The organism is Variovorax sp. YR216 (assembly GCF_900107745.1).
Lineage (GTDB): Bacteria > Pseudomonadota > Gammaproteobacteria > Burkholderiales > Burkholderiaceae_C > Variovorax.
In genome coordinates, this window is the sequence record NZ_FNRO01000002.1 from 822,774 (window position 1) to 840,883 (window position 18,110).

The window sequence follows — 18,110 nt, forward strand, 5'->3', positions numbered from 1 at the left end:
GGCAACTGCAGTGAAGCTGTACAAGCGCCAGCCCCCGCCCGATGGATCGAAGCAGCCGGACAGCGACCGCTCAAACACCTTCGATGATGCGAATCTCGCGGTCGGCTCCGTCGCCCAGCGCAGCCAGTGCTGCCTGGTACTCCGGGCTGTCATGCGCAGCGATGGCTTGTTCAACGCTGTCAAACTCGATCAGCACGGTGCGTTGCATCAGACCGAGTTCGTAGACCTTGGACGGTTCGCCACGCGCCAGGAAGCGCGCACCGTTGGCAGTGAGTGCCGGGCCGGCCAGCTTCGCATACGCGGCAAGTTTGTCGGAATCGTTGACCGCGCGATACGCGCTGACCCAGTAGGCTTTTGGCATCTGATTTTCTCTTTCGGTGTGACTGAAAACGTCAGCGTGCGACTGTGCCGCGTGTCTTGATTTGCAGCAAGCCCCGCGCAGTGTTTCCTTCCAACGACTCGCCTCTCTCAATAGAGCACTCAACAGGCGTCGTGCACCGGCAGATCGAAATCCGCCGACTCCAGAACCACCGGACGTCCACCACTCATGAAGTGGCGCTCGATCGCGCGTGCATTGATGAGTGGCGCATTCCTCTCATAGGCCTCGACGAGGCTCTCGCCGCCGCCGTCCGCGCCGAAGAAGTCCCTCAAGGGGTCTTCGCTGATTTCCGCGATGACACGGCGGCCGACCGTGGGGTATATCGCGAACCGCACCGTCGCCGTGTCGAAGCAATAGATGGCACCTGCTGCTGACATGGATGTCTCCGAATGAATGACTGTCTCTGAATGGAACACCTCGAATACTCCACCCGGCAGTGCGTGGGAGTGGCAGTCGTCGCGTCCGTGTGTAGGTGGTTTCCTACGGACTCATTCGGGCGCCAGCGGACTCGCCGCCGACCAGCGCGGCTCCCGGAAAGGAGCGCAGCAACTGTGCCACCGGCAGCCTTTCGTCGCGCGCGACATGCCGGATACCCGCGATGCAATCATCGAATTCGAGCGCGCCGGTTCCGGGCGGAAGATGCAGTTCGGTGCCTTCCCACGCCTGGCCGGACCAGCCGCTGCAGGTGCCGCTCGTGCGCCACACGGCGGGCCCATCGAGCGTGGCGAAGAAGCGCACCGCGAGCGCCACCAGCACGCGTCCGCGATGCCGCCGCATGAAGGCCACGAGATGCCGCGCGCGTGGCCCGCGCACTTCGAGCGGCTCGTAGCTGCCTTCGCGGAAGAACTCGGCGTCCTGGTTTCGCAGCGCGAGCAGGCGCCAGATCAGCCAGAGCTTGGCGCGGCCGTCGGTTGCCGTGTCGATGAGCGCACGCACGGCGGATTCCAGGTCATCCCGGGATGCAAGGGACTGCAATTCCTGCAACCGCTTTTCTCGCAGCGCGTAGTCCACCGCGCGGCGGTTGTCCGGGTCGACGAGGCTGCGATCGATGAGTTCGCAGCCCTGGTAGATGTCCGGCACGCCCGGCGAGCAGAACTTGAGCAGCGCGAGGCTGAGGCCATTGAGCGCCCCGTAGCGATCCAGCGCACTTGCCGCGCGGCGCATCTCGCAAAGGAACTGATTCCCGGGATGCGACGCGAGCACCGCATAGACGAAGCGCGAGAGCGACTCCTCGTAGGCCGGGTCGGGATGCGTCCACGATGTGCCGCGCTTGCCTTCGCGCGCGGCCTTCAGCATGTAGCGCTCGATCCGGTCGAGGTACATCTCGTGCGCGCCTACACCCGCGTCCAGGCCGACCGGGTCCATCGTCCCGAGCAGGGTCTGGTAGAGCAGGTATTCGTGCATCGCCGACACCGCGCCGCGATGCGGGGCGTTCATCGCGTGCCAGCGGCGCAGCGCCAGACGCCAGAGTCCGGGGCATTCCGACAGCACGTCGATGCGCAGCCGGACATCCTCCGAGCGCTTGTTGTCGTGGGTGGACGTGGCGAGCATCGTGTGCGGCCAGCGTCGCTGGCGGTCGCCGCCGGCTTCGTGGAACTCGGCGAGCGACATGCCGATGCGGTCGGGATCGCCGCCGACCTCGTTGAGAGAACTGAGCGGAAAGTAGCGATAGAACGCCGTGTCTTCCATGCCCTTGGCGGCGGCGGGCGCACTGAACTGCTGGAAGCGCCGGGCGAATCGCACCGCCATGCGCGACACGGTCGCATCGGCACCGTCCGGCGCGTGGCCGAGCAGGGCATTGCGCACGAAGCCGAAGACCGAATCCTCGGGCAGCTGGAGCTTCTCGCGCGCGTTCTCGACGGCCTGGTCGATGTAGTGGCGGTCCTGCGCGGTCGAGGCATCGGTGTTGTAGGTGCGGTAGACCGAGAGACTCGCGGCGACGGTCGCGATGATCTCGCGCAGCGTATTGAGCGTGTAGTCGCTGCTGTGCCAGTTGCTCTTGGCGATGCGCAGCAGCGCGAGCGCGAGCACTTCGAGGTCGGAGGCGAGCGTCCCGCGCACCACCTCCTGCTTGGCCTGCCGGACGATCTCGTCGAAGCGCTCACGCGAGCCGGTGAATGCGCGCCAGATCCTGTCGAGCCGCCGCGCCGACCTGCGCTCCACCAGCACCGCGTTCGCCACGTTGGCGAAGCGATAGCCGGTGGTGCCGTGGATGGCCCAGGTCTCGGGCACTTCCTCGTGCGGCGCGGCGATCTTCTCCGCCACCACATACAGGGGTCTCGATGGCCGTCCGTCCGCGCCGGCCACGCCCTTGGGCTCGCCGCAGCGCAGCGCGAAGCCGTCCTGCAGGCGCTGGAAGTACTGCGCCGGGTCGAGCAGCCCGTCCGGGTGATCGATGCGCAGCCCGTCGACCCAGCCGCGCGCCGCCAGGTCGAGCGCGAGCGCATGCGTGGCTTCGAACACGGCTTCGCGCTCGGTGCGCAATGCGGCGAGTTCGTTCACGTCGAAGAAGCGGCGGTAGTTGATCTCGTCCGCGGCGGTGCGCCAGTAGGCGAGCCGGTAGGACTGGGCATCGATCAGCGCGTGCAGGGCGACCTTCTGGCGGGGTGCGTTGAAGGCGTCGACCGCCTCGGCGATGGCTTGCGCGATCGCCGGGCGGCCGCTGGCCAGCGTCGCGAGTTCCGCTTTCAGGCGCTGGCGGTCGCGCTCGCGCTCGTCCCATCCGTCGCGCGAGGCGGGCGGTGCGCTGGGCAGCTCGCGGAATGCCCAGGCGATGCCGTTCAGCAGCGACAGGTCGCCGCAGTCCTCCTGGCACAGCTGCACCGCGCGTTCGACGATGGCGGCATGGCTTCTGGGTGCGAGCGGAAAGCGGTGGTCGTGGTAGAGGATGCTGAACGCGCCCTCGGCCGCATTCCATTCGAGACGCAGCTCGCCGCGTTCCAGCACCTCGCCATACGGCGCGCCGAGCACCGGCACGAGCACCTTGCCGAGCAGGCCCGGTGTCGGCGAATGCCAGTCGATGTCGAAGTGCCGCGCATAGCGCGACGACACGCCGTGTTCGAGCACGTCCATCCACCACCGGTTGTCGGTGCCGAGCACGCCCATGTGGTTCGGCACCAGGTCGATGAGCTGGCTCATGCGGTGCTTTCGCAAGGCCTGCGTGAAACGCTCGAACGCCGGCATGCCACCGAGCTCGGGGTTGATCTCGTCGTGCGCCACCACGTCGTAGCCGTGCATGCTGCCGGGCCGCGCGCGGTGGATCGGCGAGCAATAGACGTGGCTGATGCCCAGGCGCGCAAGGTAGGGAACGACGCGCGCCGCCTGGTCGAAGTCGAAGCCGCCATGCAGTTGCAGGCGGTAGGTCGCACGCGGCACGCGTGCGGGTGCGCGGCCGCGCTCCACCCTCGTGCGGTCCGGCTGCGGCCGGATGCGCACCAGCGCAGCGCCGAGCTTGCGCATCGTCTCGGCGTCCCACAGCGTTTCGACGGGCTGTGCGTACTTGCGGCGCCAGTTCGGATGCTCGACCGTCGTGCCGGGGAGGTTGGGCTGCTCGACCTGCGCGAGCGCGTCTTCGAGCTGCGCCATCATCAGGCTGCACGGCGCGCGCGCGAGAAAGGCGTGCAAGGCCGCCACATCGTCGGCGCCGGGCGGCGTCTCGGCGTCGCCGGTGTCGTGCAGCGATTCGTGGCCGTCGGTGCGCACTGCTTCGACCAGTCGCTGCCGGTCGTGGCGGCGTTCGTTGCGCAGGCGCTCGAGCGTGGCGTCGTCGATCAGGCCGAGCACCCGCCTTTCCTTCAGGTCGTGCGCCGACCACCAGCCGGCGAGCGGCGGCAGGTCGTGCGTGCTCACCGCCGCGACGGCCTGGCGCGGGTATTCCGCCGGCCCGCGGAATCGGCCTGCGCCATCGCGTTCGAAATACAGCAGCCGGTAGGACATCACACCGTAGCGGCCCAGCGTCTCGCGCATCGCCTCGGGCACGGTGCCGAGGTCTTCGCCGATCACGAGGCAGCGGTGGCGGCGGCTTTCGAGCGCGAGGATCGCGAACAGCTCGTCGACCGGATAGCCCACGTAGGTGCCGTCGCGGGCGGTCCCCTGCGCGGGGATCCAGAAGAGGCGCATCAGCATCATCACGTGGTCGATGCGGATCGCGCCGGCGCCGCGCATGTTGGCGCGCAGCGCCTCGATGAAGATGCGGTGCTGCGATGCGCGCAGTCGGTCCGGCCGCAAGGGCGGAAGGCCCCAGTCCTGCCCCTGCGGATTGAACGCATCGGGCGGCGCGCCGACGCGCGCGGCGAGCGCGAAGGTGCGGCGGTGCCGCCAGGCATCCGAACCCGCACGATCCACCGACACCGCCAGGTCGAGATAGAGACCGAGGCCCATGCCTGCCGCTTTGGCCCGTTCGCCTGCCGCGTCGAGCTGCCGCGCGGCTTGCCATTGCAGGTACTCGTAGTAGCCGACCTGTTCTGCATGCTCGACGGCGAAGCGGGCTACGGCGGGCGAAGAGGGATCGCCGAACTCGGCCGGCCATGCGGGCCAGCCCCAGACGCCGGCGTCGACCGCATGGAGATGCGCCTGCAGGGCTTCGAAGAGCGCATGCTGGTGCAGCGCTTCGCCGCCTTGTTCGCGGAAGCGCTCGAACGCGGCGGCTTCGGGATCGGCCGGCTGGCGTGCGCGAAAGTGCGCATACAGCAGGCGCAGCACCTCGTGCTTGGCGGCCGACACCCCGGCATGGTCGATCAATGGGGTGGCACGCAGTGCCGACAGCCGCGCCTGAAAGGCGGGCGATTGCGCGCGCTGGCGGGCGGGTGCGCAATCGCGGAAGTCCGGTACCGCCTCGACGTCGATGTAGAGCACGTTCAGGTGCGCGCGCGACGAGGGGCTGTACGGGCTCATGTGCAGCGGGTTGTGCGGGAACAGCGCGTGCAGCGGGTTGAGGCCCACCACATCGGCGCCTTCGCGCGCGGCATGCTCGGCGAAGTCCGCGAGATCGCTGAAGTCGCCGATGCCCCAGTTGCGTCGCGACCGCAGCCCGTAGAGCTGGAGCGTGAATCCCCAGACGCGCGCGTCGCCATGGAGCGCATCCGGCTGGTGGCAGTGCGCGGGAGCGCAGACCAGGAGGGTCTCCCCGGGAAAGCCGACCAGGCTCAGGCGGTGATAGCCCTCCGGCAGTGCGAGCGCGAGCGGCAGGCGGTAGTGCGTGTAGGCCTCGTCGTCGAACGCCGCGCGATCGATCGTTTCGAGCTGGCTGGTCCGGACCGCGCCTTCATGGAAGGCCCCGCTTTCGTCCACCACGCGCCACTTGAAGTGCGCGAGCTGGCTGGGCAGGCGGACATCGACCGCGAACCCCTCGGTGCCGCAGGCGACGACTTGGACCGGTGGCAGCGGATGGCGCCATGCATCCCGCTCGGCGGTCGCCTGCGTCGCGGCAAAGGGCAGATGATCTCCGTCGGAAGTCGTCGCAGATCCCGCATGCGCGACGAAGCCCGCGTCGGCGAGCAGCGCCGCGAGCGCCTCGTGGGACACGGTGTGCCGATGGCCGAACGCATCCACGTAGTCGGTCGCGATGCCATGGCGCCGGCACAGCGCGAGAAGCGCCTCTGCCTCGTGCGGCGGCAGGGGGGCGGATTCATTCATGCCAGGCCTCGTCGATCGATGCGCACACGCCACCCGGCAGCAACTGGATCGCCCCGGTGTCGCCGGCCACTTCCTTCGCTCGCATCATGTGGACGATGCGGCCCGGCGGCCATGCGACGCGATTCGTCGTCCTGCCGAAATTGGCGATCAGGTGCAGGTTGGCGGACGGGCGGCCATCCTGGCGCCTTTCGTCGAGCTGCCACACGATGCGCAGCGCATCGCCCTCGCAGGACCAGCTCCGTACGTAGGTCCCGTTGCCGAAGCGCGGGACGAGCTCGATCTGCCGGAGCACGAGCAGGGCGCTGATTTCGCGCAGCGCCTCGGCGTGCCAGCCGGTGCTGTGCCCGGCCTCGTCGAGGCGCGATGCGAGGAAGGTCGCTTCCGCGTTCGGGTCCGGGATGCTGCGCTTCCTTCCGTCCTTCGAGAACGAGGCGAAGGCGCCGAACTCTTCGCGGCGGCCGGCAGCGACCGCCGTCGCGAGCTCGGGGCCGAAGTCGCAGAAGTACTGGAAGGGCGTCAGCGCGGCGTATTCCTCGCCCATGAAGAGCATCGGCGTGTGCGGCGAGAGCAGTACGCAGGCGCGCGCCGCCAGCAGGCGGACCGGGTCGGTGAGCGCATCGATGCGCTCGCCGAAGGCGCGGTTGCCGATCTGGTCGTGCGTCTGCACGAAGGAGACGAAGGCGGCCGGCGGCAGGTGGTCGCAGGGCTCGCCGCGCGCTTCGCCGCCCCGGAAGGGCGAGGGCTGGCCGGTGTAGACGAAGCCCTGCGCGAGCGCGAGGCCGAACTGTTCCAGCGGCCGCTGCGCGTAGTCGGCGTAGTAGCCGTCGGTCTCGCCGGTCAGCAGCACGTGGGCGGCGTGGTGCAGGTCGTCGTTCCACTGCGCGGTCGCGGCGATGGGCGTGCCGTCCCAGTCGCGTTCGAGCCGGTGCGCCTCGTTGCGGTCGTTCTCCAGCACCACATGGATGTCGCGATGGCGTCCCGGCCCCTGCTGCAGCGCAGCGCAGATCTCTTCGACGATCGGCGTGGCGGAGCGGTCTTGGATTGCGTGCACGGCATCCATGCGCAGGCCGTCGAAGCGGTATTCCTCGATCCAGTAGAGCGCGTTGTGCACGAAGAAGTCGCGCACGGTGCGCGAGCCGGGCCCGTCGAAATGGATCGCCGCGCCCCATGGCGTCTGGCGCGCCGGGTTGAAGAACTCGGGGCAGTAGACGTGCAGGTAGTTGCCTTCGGGGCCGAAGTGGTTGTAGACCACGTCGATCAGCACCATCAGGCCCAGCCCGTGCGCCGCGTCGACGAAGGTCTTCAGTTCCGCCGGGGTGCCATAGCTCGCATCGGGCGCGAAGGGCAGCACGCCGTCATAGCCCCAGTTGCGCTTGCCGGGAAAGTCGGCGAGCGGCATCAGTTCGACCGCCGTGATGCCGAGCGCCGCGAGATCCGCGAGGCGCCGCTGCGCTGCCTTGAAGGTACCTTCGGGCGTGAAGGCGCCGACGTGCAGCTCGTAGATCACGGCTTCCCGCCACGGGCGGCCTGTCCATTCGCCGTCGCGCCATGCGTACCCGCGCGGATCGACGACCTCGCTCGGTCCGTGCACGTCGTCGGGGTTGCTGCGCGATGCCGGGTCGGGAACGCGAAGGCCGTCCGGCAAGCGGTAGCGATAGCGGTCGCCGGCGGCGGCTTCGGCGACGACGCATTCATGCCAGCCATCCGGCAGGCGCGTCATCGCGGCATCGCACCACGATCCGGCCAGCGACCATTCGAGCACCACCGTGGGCACGCCAGGCGCCCAGAGCCTGAAGCGCACGCCGCGTCCGACTGCCAGGGGCTCGGCGCCGAAAGGCATGGCGTGCATGTGTCTCATTGGGGTACCTCCGCGCAGCAGCGCTTCGGTATTCGCCTTCGGAGCGGCCGGGCGGCTCATGGCGTGCCCAGCTTTCTGCGCAGCAGCGCCAGCGAGCGGTCCTGCAGCAGGCACGAGCGTTCGGCGACTTCGGCGGAGGCTTCGGTCTCGTGCGCGGTGTCGATCAGCCGCGTCCAGTGGTGGCCGGAGGTCGGCAGCACGAAGGGCAGGGGCTCGTGATAGGCGTTCAGCAACAGCAGGAAGTCGTTGTCCTGCTGTGGCTCGCCGCGCGGGCCGACGTCGATCAGGCCGGTGCCCGAGAACAGCATGCCGAGACAACGCACATGGGGGCCCCAGTCTGCCGGCGCCATCTCTTCGCCGTCGGGCCGCAGCCACACCACGTCCTTGGAGACGCTTTCGGCGGACGGCTCGCCGCGAAAAAAGCTGCGGCGACGGAAGGACGGGTGCTGCCGCCGTGTGCGAATCAGCTGCGCGACGAAGGCCTGCAGCGCATCGCCTTCCGGCGAAGGCGTCCAGTCGAGCCAGGTGAGCTCGTTGTCCTGGCAGTAGGCGTTGTTGTTGCCGCGCTGGCTGTGGCCGCGTTCGTCGCCGGCAAGGAGCATCGGCACGCCCTGCGACAACAGCAGCGTCGCGAGCAGGTTGCGCTTCTGGCGTTCGCGCAGCGCTTTGATGGCCGGGTCGCCGGTCGGTCCCTCGGCGCCGCAGTTCCACGAGAGGTTGTTGTCGTGCCCGTCGCGGTTGTCCTCGCCATTCGCCTCGTTGTGCTTCTGGTTGTAGGAGACGAGGTCCTGCAGTGTGAAGCCGTCGTGCGCGGTCACGAAGTTGATGCTGGCGTGCGGCCCCTTGCCGGACCAGCCATAGAGATCCTGCGAGCCCGCGAGCCTTTTCGCGACTTCGCCGGCCACGCCCTCGTCGCCCTTCCACCAGCCGCGCATGCCGTCGCGATAGCGGTCGTTCCATTCGGCCCACCCGGGCGGGAAGTTGCCGACCTGGTAGCCGCCATGGCCGAGGTCCCAGGGTTCGGCGATGAGCTTGACGCGGTTGAGGGTCGGGTCCTGCCGGATCGCATCGAAGAAGCCGCCGAGGTTCTCGACCTTGCCGGCCTCGCGCGCGAGCGCGGACGCGAGGTCGAAGCGGAAGCCGTCGACATGCATTTCCTCGGCCCAGTAGCGCAGCGAATCCATCACGAGCTGCAGCGCGCGCGGATGTTCGAGGTTGACCGTGTTGCCGCAGCCGGTGAAGTCGTCGTAGTAGCGCGGCTGCGCGGCGTTGGCGATGTAGTAGGAGGCGTTGTCCACCCCGCGCATCGACAGCGTCGGGCCCAGGTGATTGCCCTCGCAGGTGTGGTTGTAGACCACGTCGAGGATCACCTCGAAGCCCGCCGCGTGCAGGGCCTTCACCATGGTCTTGAATTCCTTCACCTTGGCCGACGCGCTGTAGCGCACCTCGGGGGCGAAATAGCCGAGCGTGTTGTAGCCCCAGTAGTTCTGCAGGCCCTTGTCCGCGAGGTGCCTGTCGTTCAGGTAGGCGTGCACCGGCAGCAGCTCGATGGTGGTCACGCCCAGGCGCTTCAGGTGCTCGATCGCGGGTCCGGTCGCGAGCGCTCCGTAAGTGCCGCGCAGGTGCTCGGGGATGTCCGGGTGCAGCTTGCTGAAGCCGCGCACATGCATCTCGTAGATGACCATGTCCTGCCACGGCACCTCGGGCCGCCGGTCGTCGCTCCAGGTGAATGCGGTTTCGAGCACGCGGCCCTTGGGCATGAAGGCCGCGCTGTCGCGCCGGTCGAAGGACAGGTCCTGCCGCTTGCTGCCGACCGAGTAGCCGTAGAGCGCGTCGCTCCAGCGCAGCTCGCCGATCAGGTCCTTGGCGTAGGGATCCAGCAGCAGCTTGTGCGGGTTGAAGCGATGACCTTCCTCGGGCTTGTAGCGGCCGTGCACGCGATAGCCGTAGGCCATGCCAGGCCGTGCCTCGGGCAGGTAGCAATGCCAGACGTCGTTGGTGCGCTCGCGCAGGCGGATGCGCTGGCGCTCGTGGCGGCCCTTGTCGTCGAAGAGGCACAGCTCGACCCCCTCCGCATGCCTGGAGAAAAGGGCGAAGTTGACCCCGTGTCCATCCCAGGTGGCGCCGAGCGGATACGGCCTGCCGGGCCAGATGGCCGTCAGGGGGACGTGATCGCGCTTCGTCACGGATGCGGCCTGTCGTGGTCGTTGCCGCGATGCGGCCAGGGGGCGACATGCGGCCTCGGCGGGGTGGGCGCCTCGCGCGAAAGTGGCGGCTCGCGCAAGGGACTTCGCGGTGGCGATTGCCGCTCGCGCGGCCACCATTGCTCGATCTGGCGCGCGGCCCAGTCCTTGCCCGCGAGCCCGAAGGCCAGTGCGAGCGCGAACACCACGCCGGCCAGGATGATGAGGAAGCTCTGGCGCACGATATCGCCGCCGATCTTGACCTGGTCGAGCGCGATCAGGATCACGAAGAGAAGGATCGCGTACTGCGCCACCTTGCCCAGGAGCAGGGAGTCCTGCATGCCGGCGTTCCGTCCGTAGGTGGTCACCGCGTCGCCGACGAACTTCGCGAAGTACGAGCCGAAGGCCAGCACCAGCAGCGCCACGATGAGGTTGGGCACGAACCACATCACGCGGCCGAGCAGGTCCGTGACGTAGGCGAGGCCCAGCCCGTTGAACGCCACCACCAGCGAGGCGAGGATCACCATCCAGTACGCGAGCACGCCGAAGACGGCGGTCGCATCAGACACCATGCCACCCTGCCGCAGGAAGTTGTCGAGGCCCGAGCGCTCGGTGAGCACCTGGAAGTTGACCGCATGGAGGCCGCGCACCACCGCGAACCGCACCGCCTTGGCGAGCAGCCATCCGACCGCCACCGCGAGCACCGCGAAGAGCAGTCGGGGAAAGAGGGCGCCGACCTGGAACAGGAACGCGCGCAGCGGTTCCAGATGCATCGAGAGGCTTTCCATGGAACTCTCCTAGTGGGCGAGGCTGCGGCGGGCCTTCATTTTTTGCGGTCCAGCATGGCGAGGATGCCTTGCAGCGGCACGGGCACCCAATCCTGGCGGTTGTCGAGCTCGTAGCGCAGCTCGTAGAACGCCTTCTCGAACTCGAAGAGACTCAGCAGTTGTTCATCGACGGGCCCCAACCCTGGTGCGAGCGCCTCGCCGTAGCCCGAGAGAAAGGCGTCACGGGTCTCGGCCTCCCACTCGCGTGCGGCGGCGTCGAGGCGGGCCAGTTCGCCGACGTTCTGCGCCGCGCGGCGCAGCGCGCTCCAGCGTGCGTAGTTGAAGGAGCGCAGCATGCCGGCGACATCGCGCAAGGGTGACTGCTTGCCGCGCCGCTCCTCGATGGGACGCGCCGGCTCGCCCTCGAAATCGATGATGACGAAGTCGTTTCGGGTGACCAGCACCTGCCCGAGGTGGTAGTCGCCGTGGTAGCGCGTGCGCAGGCCGCTCTTGCCTTCGATCGCCATATGGCTGATGAAGGTGTTGATCGCGTCCTGCTTGCCCAGCAGGCGTTCCGCATCCTCGGCCACCGACCCGGGTGGGTTGGCGCGAATGTATTCGCGCAGCTGCGCGAGGGTGGCGCCAGCCTCCGCACGCACCGAGTCGCGCAGGCGCTGCAGGTCGTGCGCGGCCAGCGGTTCGGGTGCGAAGGCCCTGTTGCCGGTGGGCCGCCCGAGTGCGTTGTGCAGTTCGGCGGTGCGGCGCCCGAGGATCTTCATCAGGGCCATGAAGGCCCCGTGTGAATCCGCGAGCGCGGTGGCGTCGATGTCTCGCATCTCGTCGAGCACCCGCTCCAGGTAGGCGAGCGTGTATTCCCATCCGTCGCCCTGGTTGGGCACGTAGGCCTGCAGCAGGCCGAGCGTCATCTCGGTGCCGTCGCTGCCGGTGTATTCGAGGGCGCCGACCACGGGTACGCCGTGCACGAAGCCGGCATCCTCCGCGAGGTAGCGGCCCATCTCGAGTTCGGGATTGACACCGGCCCGGACATGCCGGTAGCCCTTGAGGAACAGCGTCTCGCCGAGCGTGACCACGGTATTGCTGCTGACCGGGCTGGGCTGGCTCACGCGCAGCTCGTCGATGGCCTTGACCGGGAATTCGCGGCCCAGCGACGTGGGACGAAAGTGCAGGCGGCCGTGGGCGGATTGCAGGGTGGTGTCCGTCACGATCGCGCGGATGACTTCGCGGCAGAAGGGCTCGTCGTAGAGGGCATCCGCCATCACGCCCACGTTGGCCTGCTGGCGCACCTTGGCGATGGCGGCGGGCTGCAGCGATTTCATCCGGTCCTCGTCGTGGTCTTCCCAGGCGAGCGCGAGCGGCATGAAGTAGAGCGCAGGCTCGGGCGGGCCTTCGAGCGAGAGCAGCGGCAGCATCCAGCTGAAGCGACCGATCTGCCAGACGGCCTGATCCCAGAACTGCGCTCGCTGGATCGTCGCGCCCTTGGTCGCGTACCAGCGCTGCGCCTCGATATGGCGCGGCAGCGTGTCGGTCTCGACCTGCTTGCTCAGCCGGTCGGCGAAGCCGATGCGCCACGGCACCACGCGATCGCGGAAGAGGCTGGTCCAGCCGTCGAAGAGCACCAGCACCGGCCGGTCGAGCAGGGCGACGCCTTCCTGGTGCCAGCTCGGCATCGGCGCTTCGTCGGTGAGCTTGAACCAGTAGAAGCCATGCGTCGGCAGCGTGAGCAGGTAGGGCAGCTCGCCGATCGGGGGGAAGGAGGTGCGGCCGAGCATCTCCACCGGGACGCGACCCTTGAAGGCCGAGAGGTCGAGCTCCACCGGCTGCGCCGCGCGCGAGAGGTTGAACACCGAGAGGATCACGTCGTCGCCGTGCTCGCTGATGTAGGCGAGGATCTTGCGGTTGCCCGGCTTGAGGAAGGTGCGCAGGCCGCGGCCGAATGCGCGGCTGGTCTTGCGCACCGCGAGCATGCGGCGCGTCCAGTGCAGAAGCGAGCTCTTGTCGCGCAATTGCGTCTCGACGTTGACCGCCTCGTAGCCGTACATCGCGTCCATGATCGGCTGCAGGTACAGGCGCTGCGGATCCGCGCGCGAGAAGCCGCCGTTGCGGTCCGGGCTCCACTGCATCGGCGTGCGCACGCCGTTGCGGTCGCCGACGAAGACGTTGTCGCCCATGCCGATCTCGTCGCCGTAGTAGATGATCGGCGAGCCCGGCATCGACAGCAGCATGCTGTTCATGAGCTTGATGCGGTCCTTGTCGTTGTCCATCAGCGGCGCGAGCCGCCGGCGGATGCCGAGGTTGATGCGCGCCTGCACGTCCGCCGCGTAGGTCGTGTACATGTAGTCGCGCTCGCGGTTGGTCACCATCTCGAGCGTGAGCTCGTCGTGGTTGCGCAGGAAGATGGCCCACTGGCAGTTGTCGGGGATGTCGGGCGTCTGCTGCATGATCTCGACGATCGGGTCGCGGTCCTCCTGCGCGATCGCCATGTACATGCGCGGCATCAGTGGGAAGTGGTAAGCCATGTGGCACTCGTCGCCTTCGCCGAAGTAGCCGCGCACGTCCTCCGGCCACATGTTGGCCTCGGCCAGCAGGAAGCGGTTCTTGTAGTTGGCGTCGATCGCGGCGCGCAGCTTCTTGATGACCTCGTGCGTTTCGGGCAGGTTCTCGTTGGTGGTGCCGTCGCGCTCGATGAGGTAGGGGATTGCGTCGAGCCGGAAGCCGTCCACCCCCATGTCGAGCCAGAAACGCATGGTGCGGAACACCGCTTCGAGCACCTGCGGGTTGTCGAAGTTGAGGTCGGGCTGGTGGCTGAAGAAGCGGTGCCAGTAGTAGGCCTTGGCGACCGGGTCCCAGGTCCAGTTCGACTTCTCGGTGTCGGTGAAGATGATGCGCGTGCCGCTGTAAAGCGTGTCGGTGTCGCTCCACACGTAGAAGTCGCGTTCTGGCGAACCGGGCGGCGCAGTGCGCGCGGCCTGGAACCACGGATGGTCGGCCGAGGTGTGGTTGATGACCAGCTCGATGATCACGCGCAGCTCGCGGCGGTGCGCCTCGCCCAGCATCTCGCGGAAGTCGTCCAGCGTGCCGTAGGGCGGATGGACGTCCTCGTAGGCGGCGATGTCGTAGCCGTCGTCGCGCAGCGGCGAGGGGTAGAAGGGCATCAGCCAGATGGTGTTGACGCCCAGATCCTTCACGTAGTCGAGCTTGCTGGTGAGTCCCTTGAAGTCGCCCACCCCGTCGGCATTGGAGTCCATGAACGCCTTGATGTTGACCTGGTAGATCACGGCATCGCGGTACCACGTCGGATCACCCGTGGTGTCGATCTCGGTGGTCTCGAGGACCAGTGCCGGCAAGGGAGCGTTCATGGGGGCACTCTCATGCGTAGTAGTCGAAGTCCCGCTCGTCGCGCAGGCGCCGCCGGACCGCCATCACGTGGGCCGGCATGCGATGCGGGTCGAGCTCGATGTAGTGGTGCGTGCCGTGCCAGACGAAGCGCTGGTCGGTCAGCAGGTCGTGCATCTGGAAGCTGCGCTCGCGCGGCACGCCGATCAGGTCCGGGTCGAGATGCAGCCAGCCGATCTGCGTGTGGTGCGGATCGAGATTGACCACGGTGACCACCGCGCGGGATTCGTCCGGCGAGGTCTTGATGTAGGCGATGAGATGGTCGTTGTCGATGTCGAGGAAGCGCAGGCTGTGGTCGAACTGCAGGGCGTCGTTGGCGCGGCGGATCTGGTTGATGCGCGTGATGAAGGGACGCAGACCCGCGTCGGCGCTCCAGTCCCAGTGGCGCAGCTGGTACTTCTCGGAGTCGAGGTACTCCTCGCTCGACGGCCCGCGCGGAAGGTGCTCCAGCAGCTCGAACGCCGGCCCGTACATGCCGTAGTTGGCCGCCAGCGTGGCGGCGAGCACCAGGCGCGCCCTGAACACCGGCTCCTCGCCGGTCTGCAACGCGGCATGCAGGATGTCCGGCGTGTTGGGCCAGACGTTGGGGCGGAAATACTCCTTGCCCGGTGCCTTGTTCAGTTCGGTGAAGTACTCGGTCAGCTCCTCCTTGCTGTTGCGCCAGGTGAAGTAGGTGTAGGACTGGGTGTAGCCCAGCTTGGCGAGCCGCTGCATCACCTTGGGTCGCGTGAAAGCCTCGGCGAGGAAGATGGCTTCGGGGTGCACGCGCTTGACTTCGGTGATCACCCATTCCCAGAACGCGAAGGACTTGGTGTGCGGGTTGTCGACGCGGAAGACGGTCACGCCCTCGCCGATCCAGTGGTCGAACACCGACTTGAGTTCGCTCCACAGCCCTTCCCAGTCACCACTTTCGAAATGAAAGGGGTAGATGTCCTGGTATTTCTTCGGCGGGTTCTCGGCGTATTGCACCGTGCCGTCCGGGCGCCAGCGGAACCAGGTCGGGTGCTCCTTGACGTAGGGATGGTCCGGCGCGCACTGGAAGGCGATGTCCATCGCGATGTCGATGCCCAGGCGCGACGCGGCCGCGACCAGATGGCGGAAGTCCTCGGGTGTTCCGAGCGCCGGCAGCAGCGCCTTGTGGCCGCCTTCCGTCGCACCGATGGCCCACGGGCTGCCCACGTCGCCGGGCTCGGGCGTGAGCGTGTTGTTGCGTCCCTTGCGCTGCACGCGGCCGATGGGGTGGACCGGCGGCATGTACAGCACGTCGAAGCCCATCGAGGCGATCAGCGGCAGGCGTTCTTCCACGTCGCGGAAGGTGCCGTGCGCGCCCGGCGTCGACGAAGCCGATCTGGGAAAGAGCTCGTACCAGGTGCTGAAGCGCGCGCGTTCGCGATCGACCACCAGCGGGAGCTCGGCGGCGAAACGCGATTCGAGATGACGGTCCGGATGGCGCGAGGCGAGTGCGGCGAAGTCGTCGTCGAGCGCGAGCGCCTTCAGCGCGGCGACGTCCATCGCGCCGTCGTTCGCGCCTTCTTCCAGCGAACGCGCCCAATGCGCGAGCGTGTCGCGATCGTCACCCTTGGCGCGTTCGGCAGCGGCGGCGATTTCCATCGCGCCGGTGCGCGCGGCGATGCGGATGTCGTCCGCGTCGACGCGGCGCACCAGTTCGTGCCGCCACGATTCGAAAGCATCGACCCATGCCACCACCGTGTAGTGGTAGCGGCCGATGACCGGCGGCGTGAACTCGGCGTGCCACTCGTCGTTGTAGCGCAGCTTCATCGGCACTTCGTGGCTGCGTTCGTCGCCGTCCTTCCACCACTGGAGCATCACGCGCGGCACGTCGTGCCCATCGGTGAACACGTGCGCGGTCACGCGCATGCTTTCGCCGACGGTGCGCTTCACCGCGAAGCGCCCGCCATCCACGATCGGCAGGACCGCATCGACCACGGCACGGCTTCGCCCGTCGACCACGTCGACCGGCACGGGAGCGTCGTCACGCAGCAGGAGTTTGCTGATCATCGGCAACGACCTTCAGGAAGAGGGTGGACAGGGGCGGCAGCGTCAGGCACACCGAATGCGGCTGCCCGTGCGAGCGCATCGGTGACGCACGCACCGCGCCGAGGTTGCCCCAGCCCGAGCCGCCGAACGCGCGCGCATCGCTGTTGAGGATCTCGGCCCAGGTCCCGTCGGTCGGAACGCCCACGCAGTAGTTCTGGCGCGGCACCGGCGTCATGTTGCAGACCACCAGCAGCGCGCCGGCCGAGCGCGAGCGTCGCAGGAAGGCGACAACGCTCTGCTCGTGGTCGTTGGGTTCTAGCCACAGGAAGCCGTCGGACGAGAAGTCGAGCTCGTGGAGCGCCGGCTCGTCGCGCAGCAGGCGGTTGAGTTCGCCCACCAGGTGCTGCACGCCGCGGTGCTTTTCGGACTGGAGCGAGCCCCATTCGAGTTCGCCTTCGTGCGTCCATTCGCGCCGCTGCGCGAATTCGCCGCCCATGAAGAGCAGCTTCTTGCCCGGGTGCGCCCACATGTACGACAGCAGAAGCCGCAGGTTCGCGAACTGCTGCCATTCGTCGCCGGGCATCTTGTTGATCAGCGAGCCCTTGCCGTAGACCACCTCGTCATGCGACAGGGGCAGGACGAAGTTCTCGCTGAAGGCGTACACCATCGAGAAGGTCAGCCGGTGGTGGTGATAACGCCGGTGCACCGGGTCCTCGCGCATGTAGGCGAGCGTGTCGTGCATCCAGCCCATGTTCCACTTCATGCCGAAGCCGAGCCCGCCCATGTCCGTGGGGCGCGAGACCTGCGGCCAGGCGGTCGATTCCTCGGCGACGGTGAAGGTGTCCGGGTGGTCGCGGTAGGTCGCCCGGTTGAGGTCCTGCAGGAACTGGATCGCCTCGAGGTTCTCGCGTCCGCCGTGCCGGTTGGGAATCCAGCCGCCGCCCTGGCGTGCATAGTCCAGGTAGAGCATCGACGCGACCGCATCCACCCGCAGCCCGTCGATGTGATAGCGGTCGAGCCAGAAGAGGCCCGAGGACATCAGGAAGCTGCGGACCTCGTTGCGGCCGTAGTTGAAGATGGCCGAGTTCCATTCCGGATGAAAGCCCTGGCGCGGGTCCGCATGCTCGTAGAGATGCGTGCCGTCGAAGGAGGCCAGCCCGTGCGCATCGGTGGGGAAGTGCGAGGGCACCCAGTCCAGCAGCACGCCGATGCCGCGCTGGTGCAGGTGGTCCACGAAGTACATGAAGTCCTGCGGCGTGCCGTAGCGCGAGGTCGGCGCGAAATAGCCCGTGGTTTGATAACCCCACGACCCATAGAACGGATGCTCGGTCACCGGCATCAGCTCGATGTGCGTGAAGCCGATGGACGCCACATAGTCGCCCATCGCGTGCGCGAGATCGCGCCAGCCCATCGGGCGGCCGTCCTGGCGGCGCCAGGATCCGACGTGCACTTCGTAGATGGCGACCGGTGCATCGGCGGCGTTGCGTTCGGCGCGCTGCCGCATCCAGCCGGCGTCGCTCCAGGTGTAGTCCAGCGACCAGATCCGCGATGCGGTGGCCGGTGGCTGCTCGGCGAAGCAGGCGAGCGGGTCGGCCTTCTCCAGCACGCGGCCGCCTTGGGCGGTGATGCGGTACTTGTAGGCCTGCCCGTGGCGGGCGCGCTGGCAGTGGCCCTGCCAGATGCCGGTCGAATCGGCGCGCGGCGCCAGCGGGTCGACGTGCCCGTTCCAGTCGTTCCAGTCGCCGATGACCGAGACGGAGGTGGCGTTCGGCGCCCACACCGCGAACGATGCGCCTTGCCCGTCGGCGGCCAGATGGGCGCCCAGCCTTTCATGCAGACGCGAATGCGTGCCTTCGCGAAAAAGGTAGGCATCCATG

Annotated in this window: 9 protein-coding genes; all 9 read right to left on the reverse strand. The window is 67.9% G+C overall.

Annotation, left to right across the window (positions count from 1 at the left end; genetic code table 11):
• Nucleotides 1–70: 70 nt before the first annotated feature.
• Nucleotides 71–361 (reverse strand): DUF1330 domain-containing protein, encoded by a 291-nt coding sequence (locus tag BLW05_RS08890; protein ID WP_093161818.1) that lies wholly within the window; start codon nucleotides 359–361, stop codon nucleotides 71–73.
• A gap of 119 nt (nucleotides 362–480) precedes the next feature.
• A complete protein-coding gene (locus BLW05_RS08895; RefSeq protein WP_093161819.1) occupies nucleotides 481–756 on the reverse strand; it encodes a hypothetical protein in 276 nt (91 codons plus the stop codon).
• Nucleotides 757–859: 103 nt separating this feature from the next.
• The gene (gene treY / locus BLW05_RS08900) at nucleotides 860–6,013 is read right to left on the reverse strand and encodes a malto-oligosyltrehalose synthase (protein ID WP_093161821.1); all 5,154 of its coding nucleotides are present in this window, start codon (nucleotides 6,011–6,013) and stop codon (nucleotides 860–862) included.
• Nucleotides 6,006–7,871: a malto-oligosyltrehalose trehalohydrolase gene (treZ, locus tag BLW05_RS08905; protein ID WP_093161822.1), complete on the reverse strand. Its 1,866-nt coding sequence runs from the start codon at nucleotides 7,869–7,871 to the stop codon at nucleotides 6,006–6,008. Before treZ ends, treY begins: the two co-directional genes overlap by 8 nt.
• Nucleotides 7,872–7,927: 56 nt before the next feature.
• Nucleotides 7,928–10,057, reverse strand: a complete 2,130-nt coding sequence (gene glgX / locus BLW05_RS08910; protein ID WP_177142564.1) for a glycogen debranching protein GlgX — start codon at nucleotides 10,055–10,057, stop codon at nucleotides 7,928–7,930.
• Nucleotides 10,054–10,842: a mechanosensitive ion channel family protein gene (locus BLW05_RS08915; protein WP_093161825.1), complete on the reverse strand. Its 789-nt coding sequence runs from the start codon at nucleotides 10,840–10,842 to the stop codon at nucleotides 10,054–10,056. Before BLW05_RS08915 ends, glgX begins: the two co-directional genes overlap by 4 nt.
• Before the next feature lie 35 nt (nucleotides 10,843–10,877).
• On the reverse strand, nucleotides 10,878–14,198 hold the full coding sequence (treS, locus tag BLW05_RS08920) for a maltose alpha-D-glucosyltransferase (RefSeq protein WP_093161827.1): 3,321 nt from the start codon (nucleotides 14,196–14,198) through the stop codon (nucleotides 10,878–10,880).
• Nucleotides 14,199–14,208: 10 nt separating this feature from the next.
• Nucleotides 14,209–16,254: an alpha-1,4-glucan--maltose-1-phosphate maltosyltransferase gene (locus BLW05_RS08925; protein WP_093161829.1), complete on the reverse strand. Its 2,046-nt coding sequence runs from the start codon at nucleotides 16,252–16,254 to the stop codon at nucleotides 14,209–14,211.
• Nucleotides 16,229–18,109, reverse strand: a complete 1,881-nt coding sequence (gene glgB, locus BLW05_RS08930) for a 1,4-alpha-glucan branching protein GlgB (protein WP_093162157.1) — start codon at nucleotides 18,107–18,109, stop codon at nucleotides 16,229–16,231. Before glgB ends, BLW05_RS08925 begins: the two co-directional genes overlap by 26 nt.
• Between the last annotated feature and the right edge of the window lies 1 nt (nucleotide 18,110).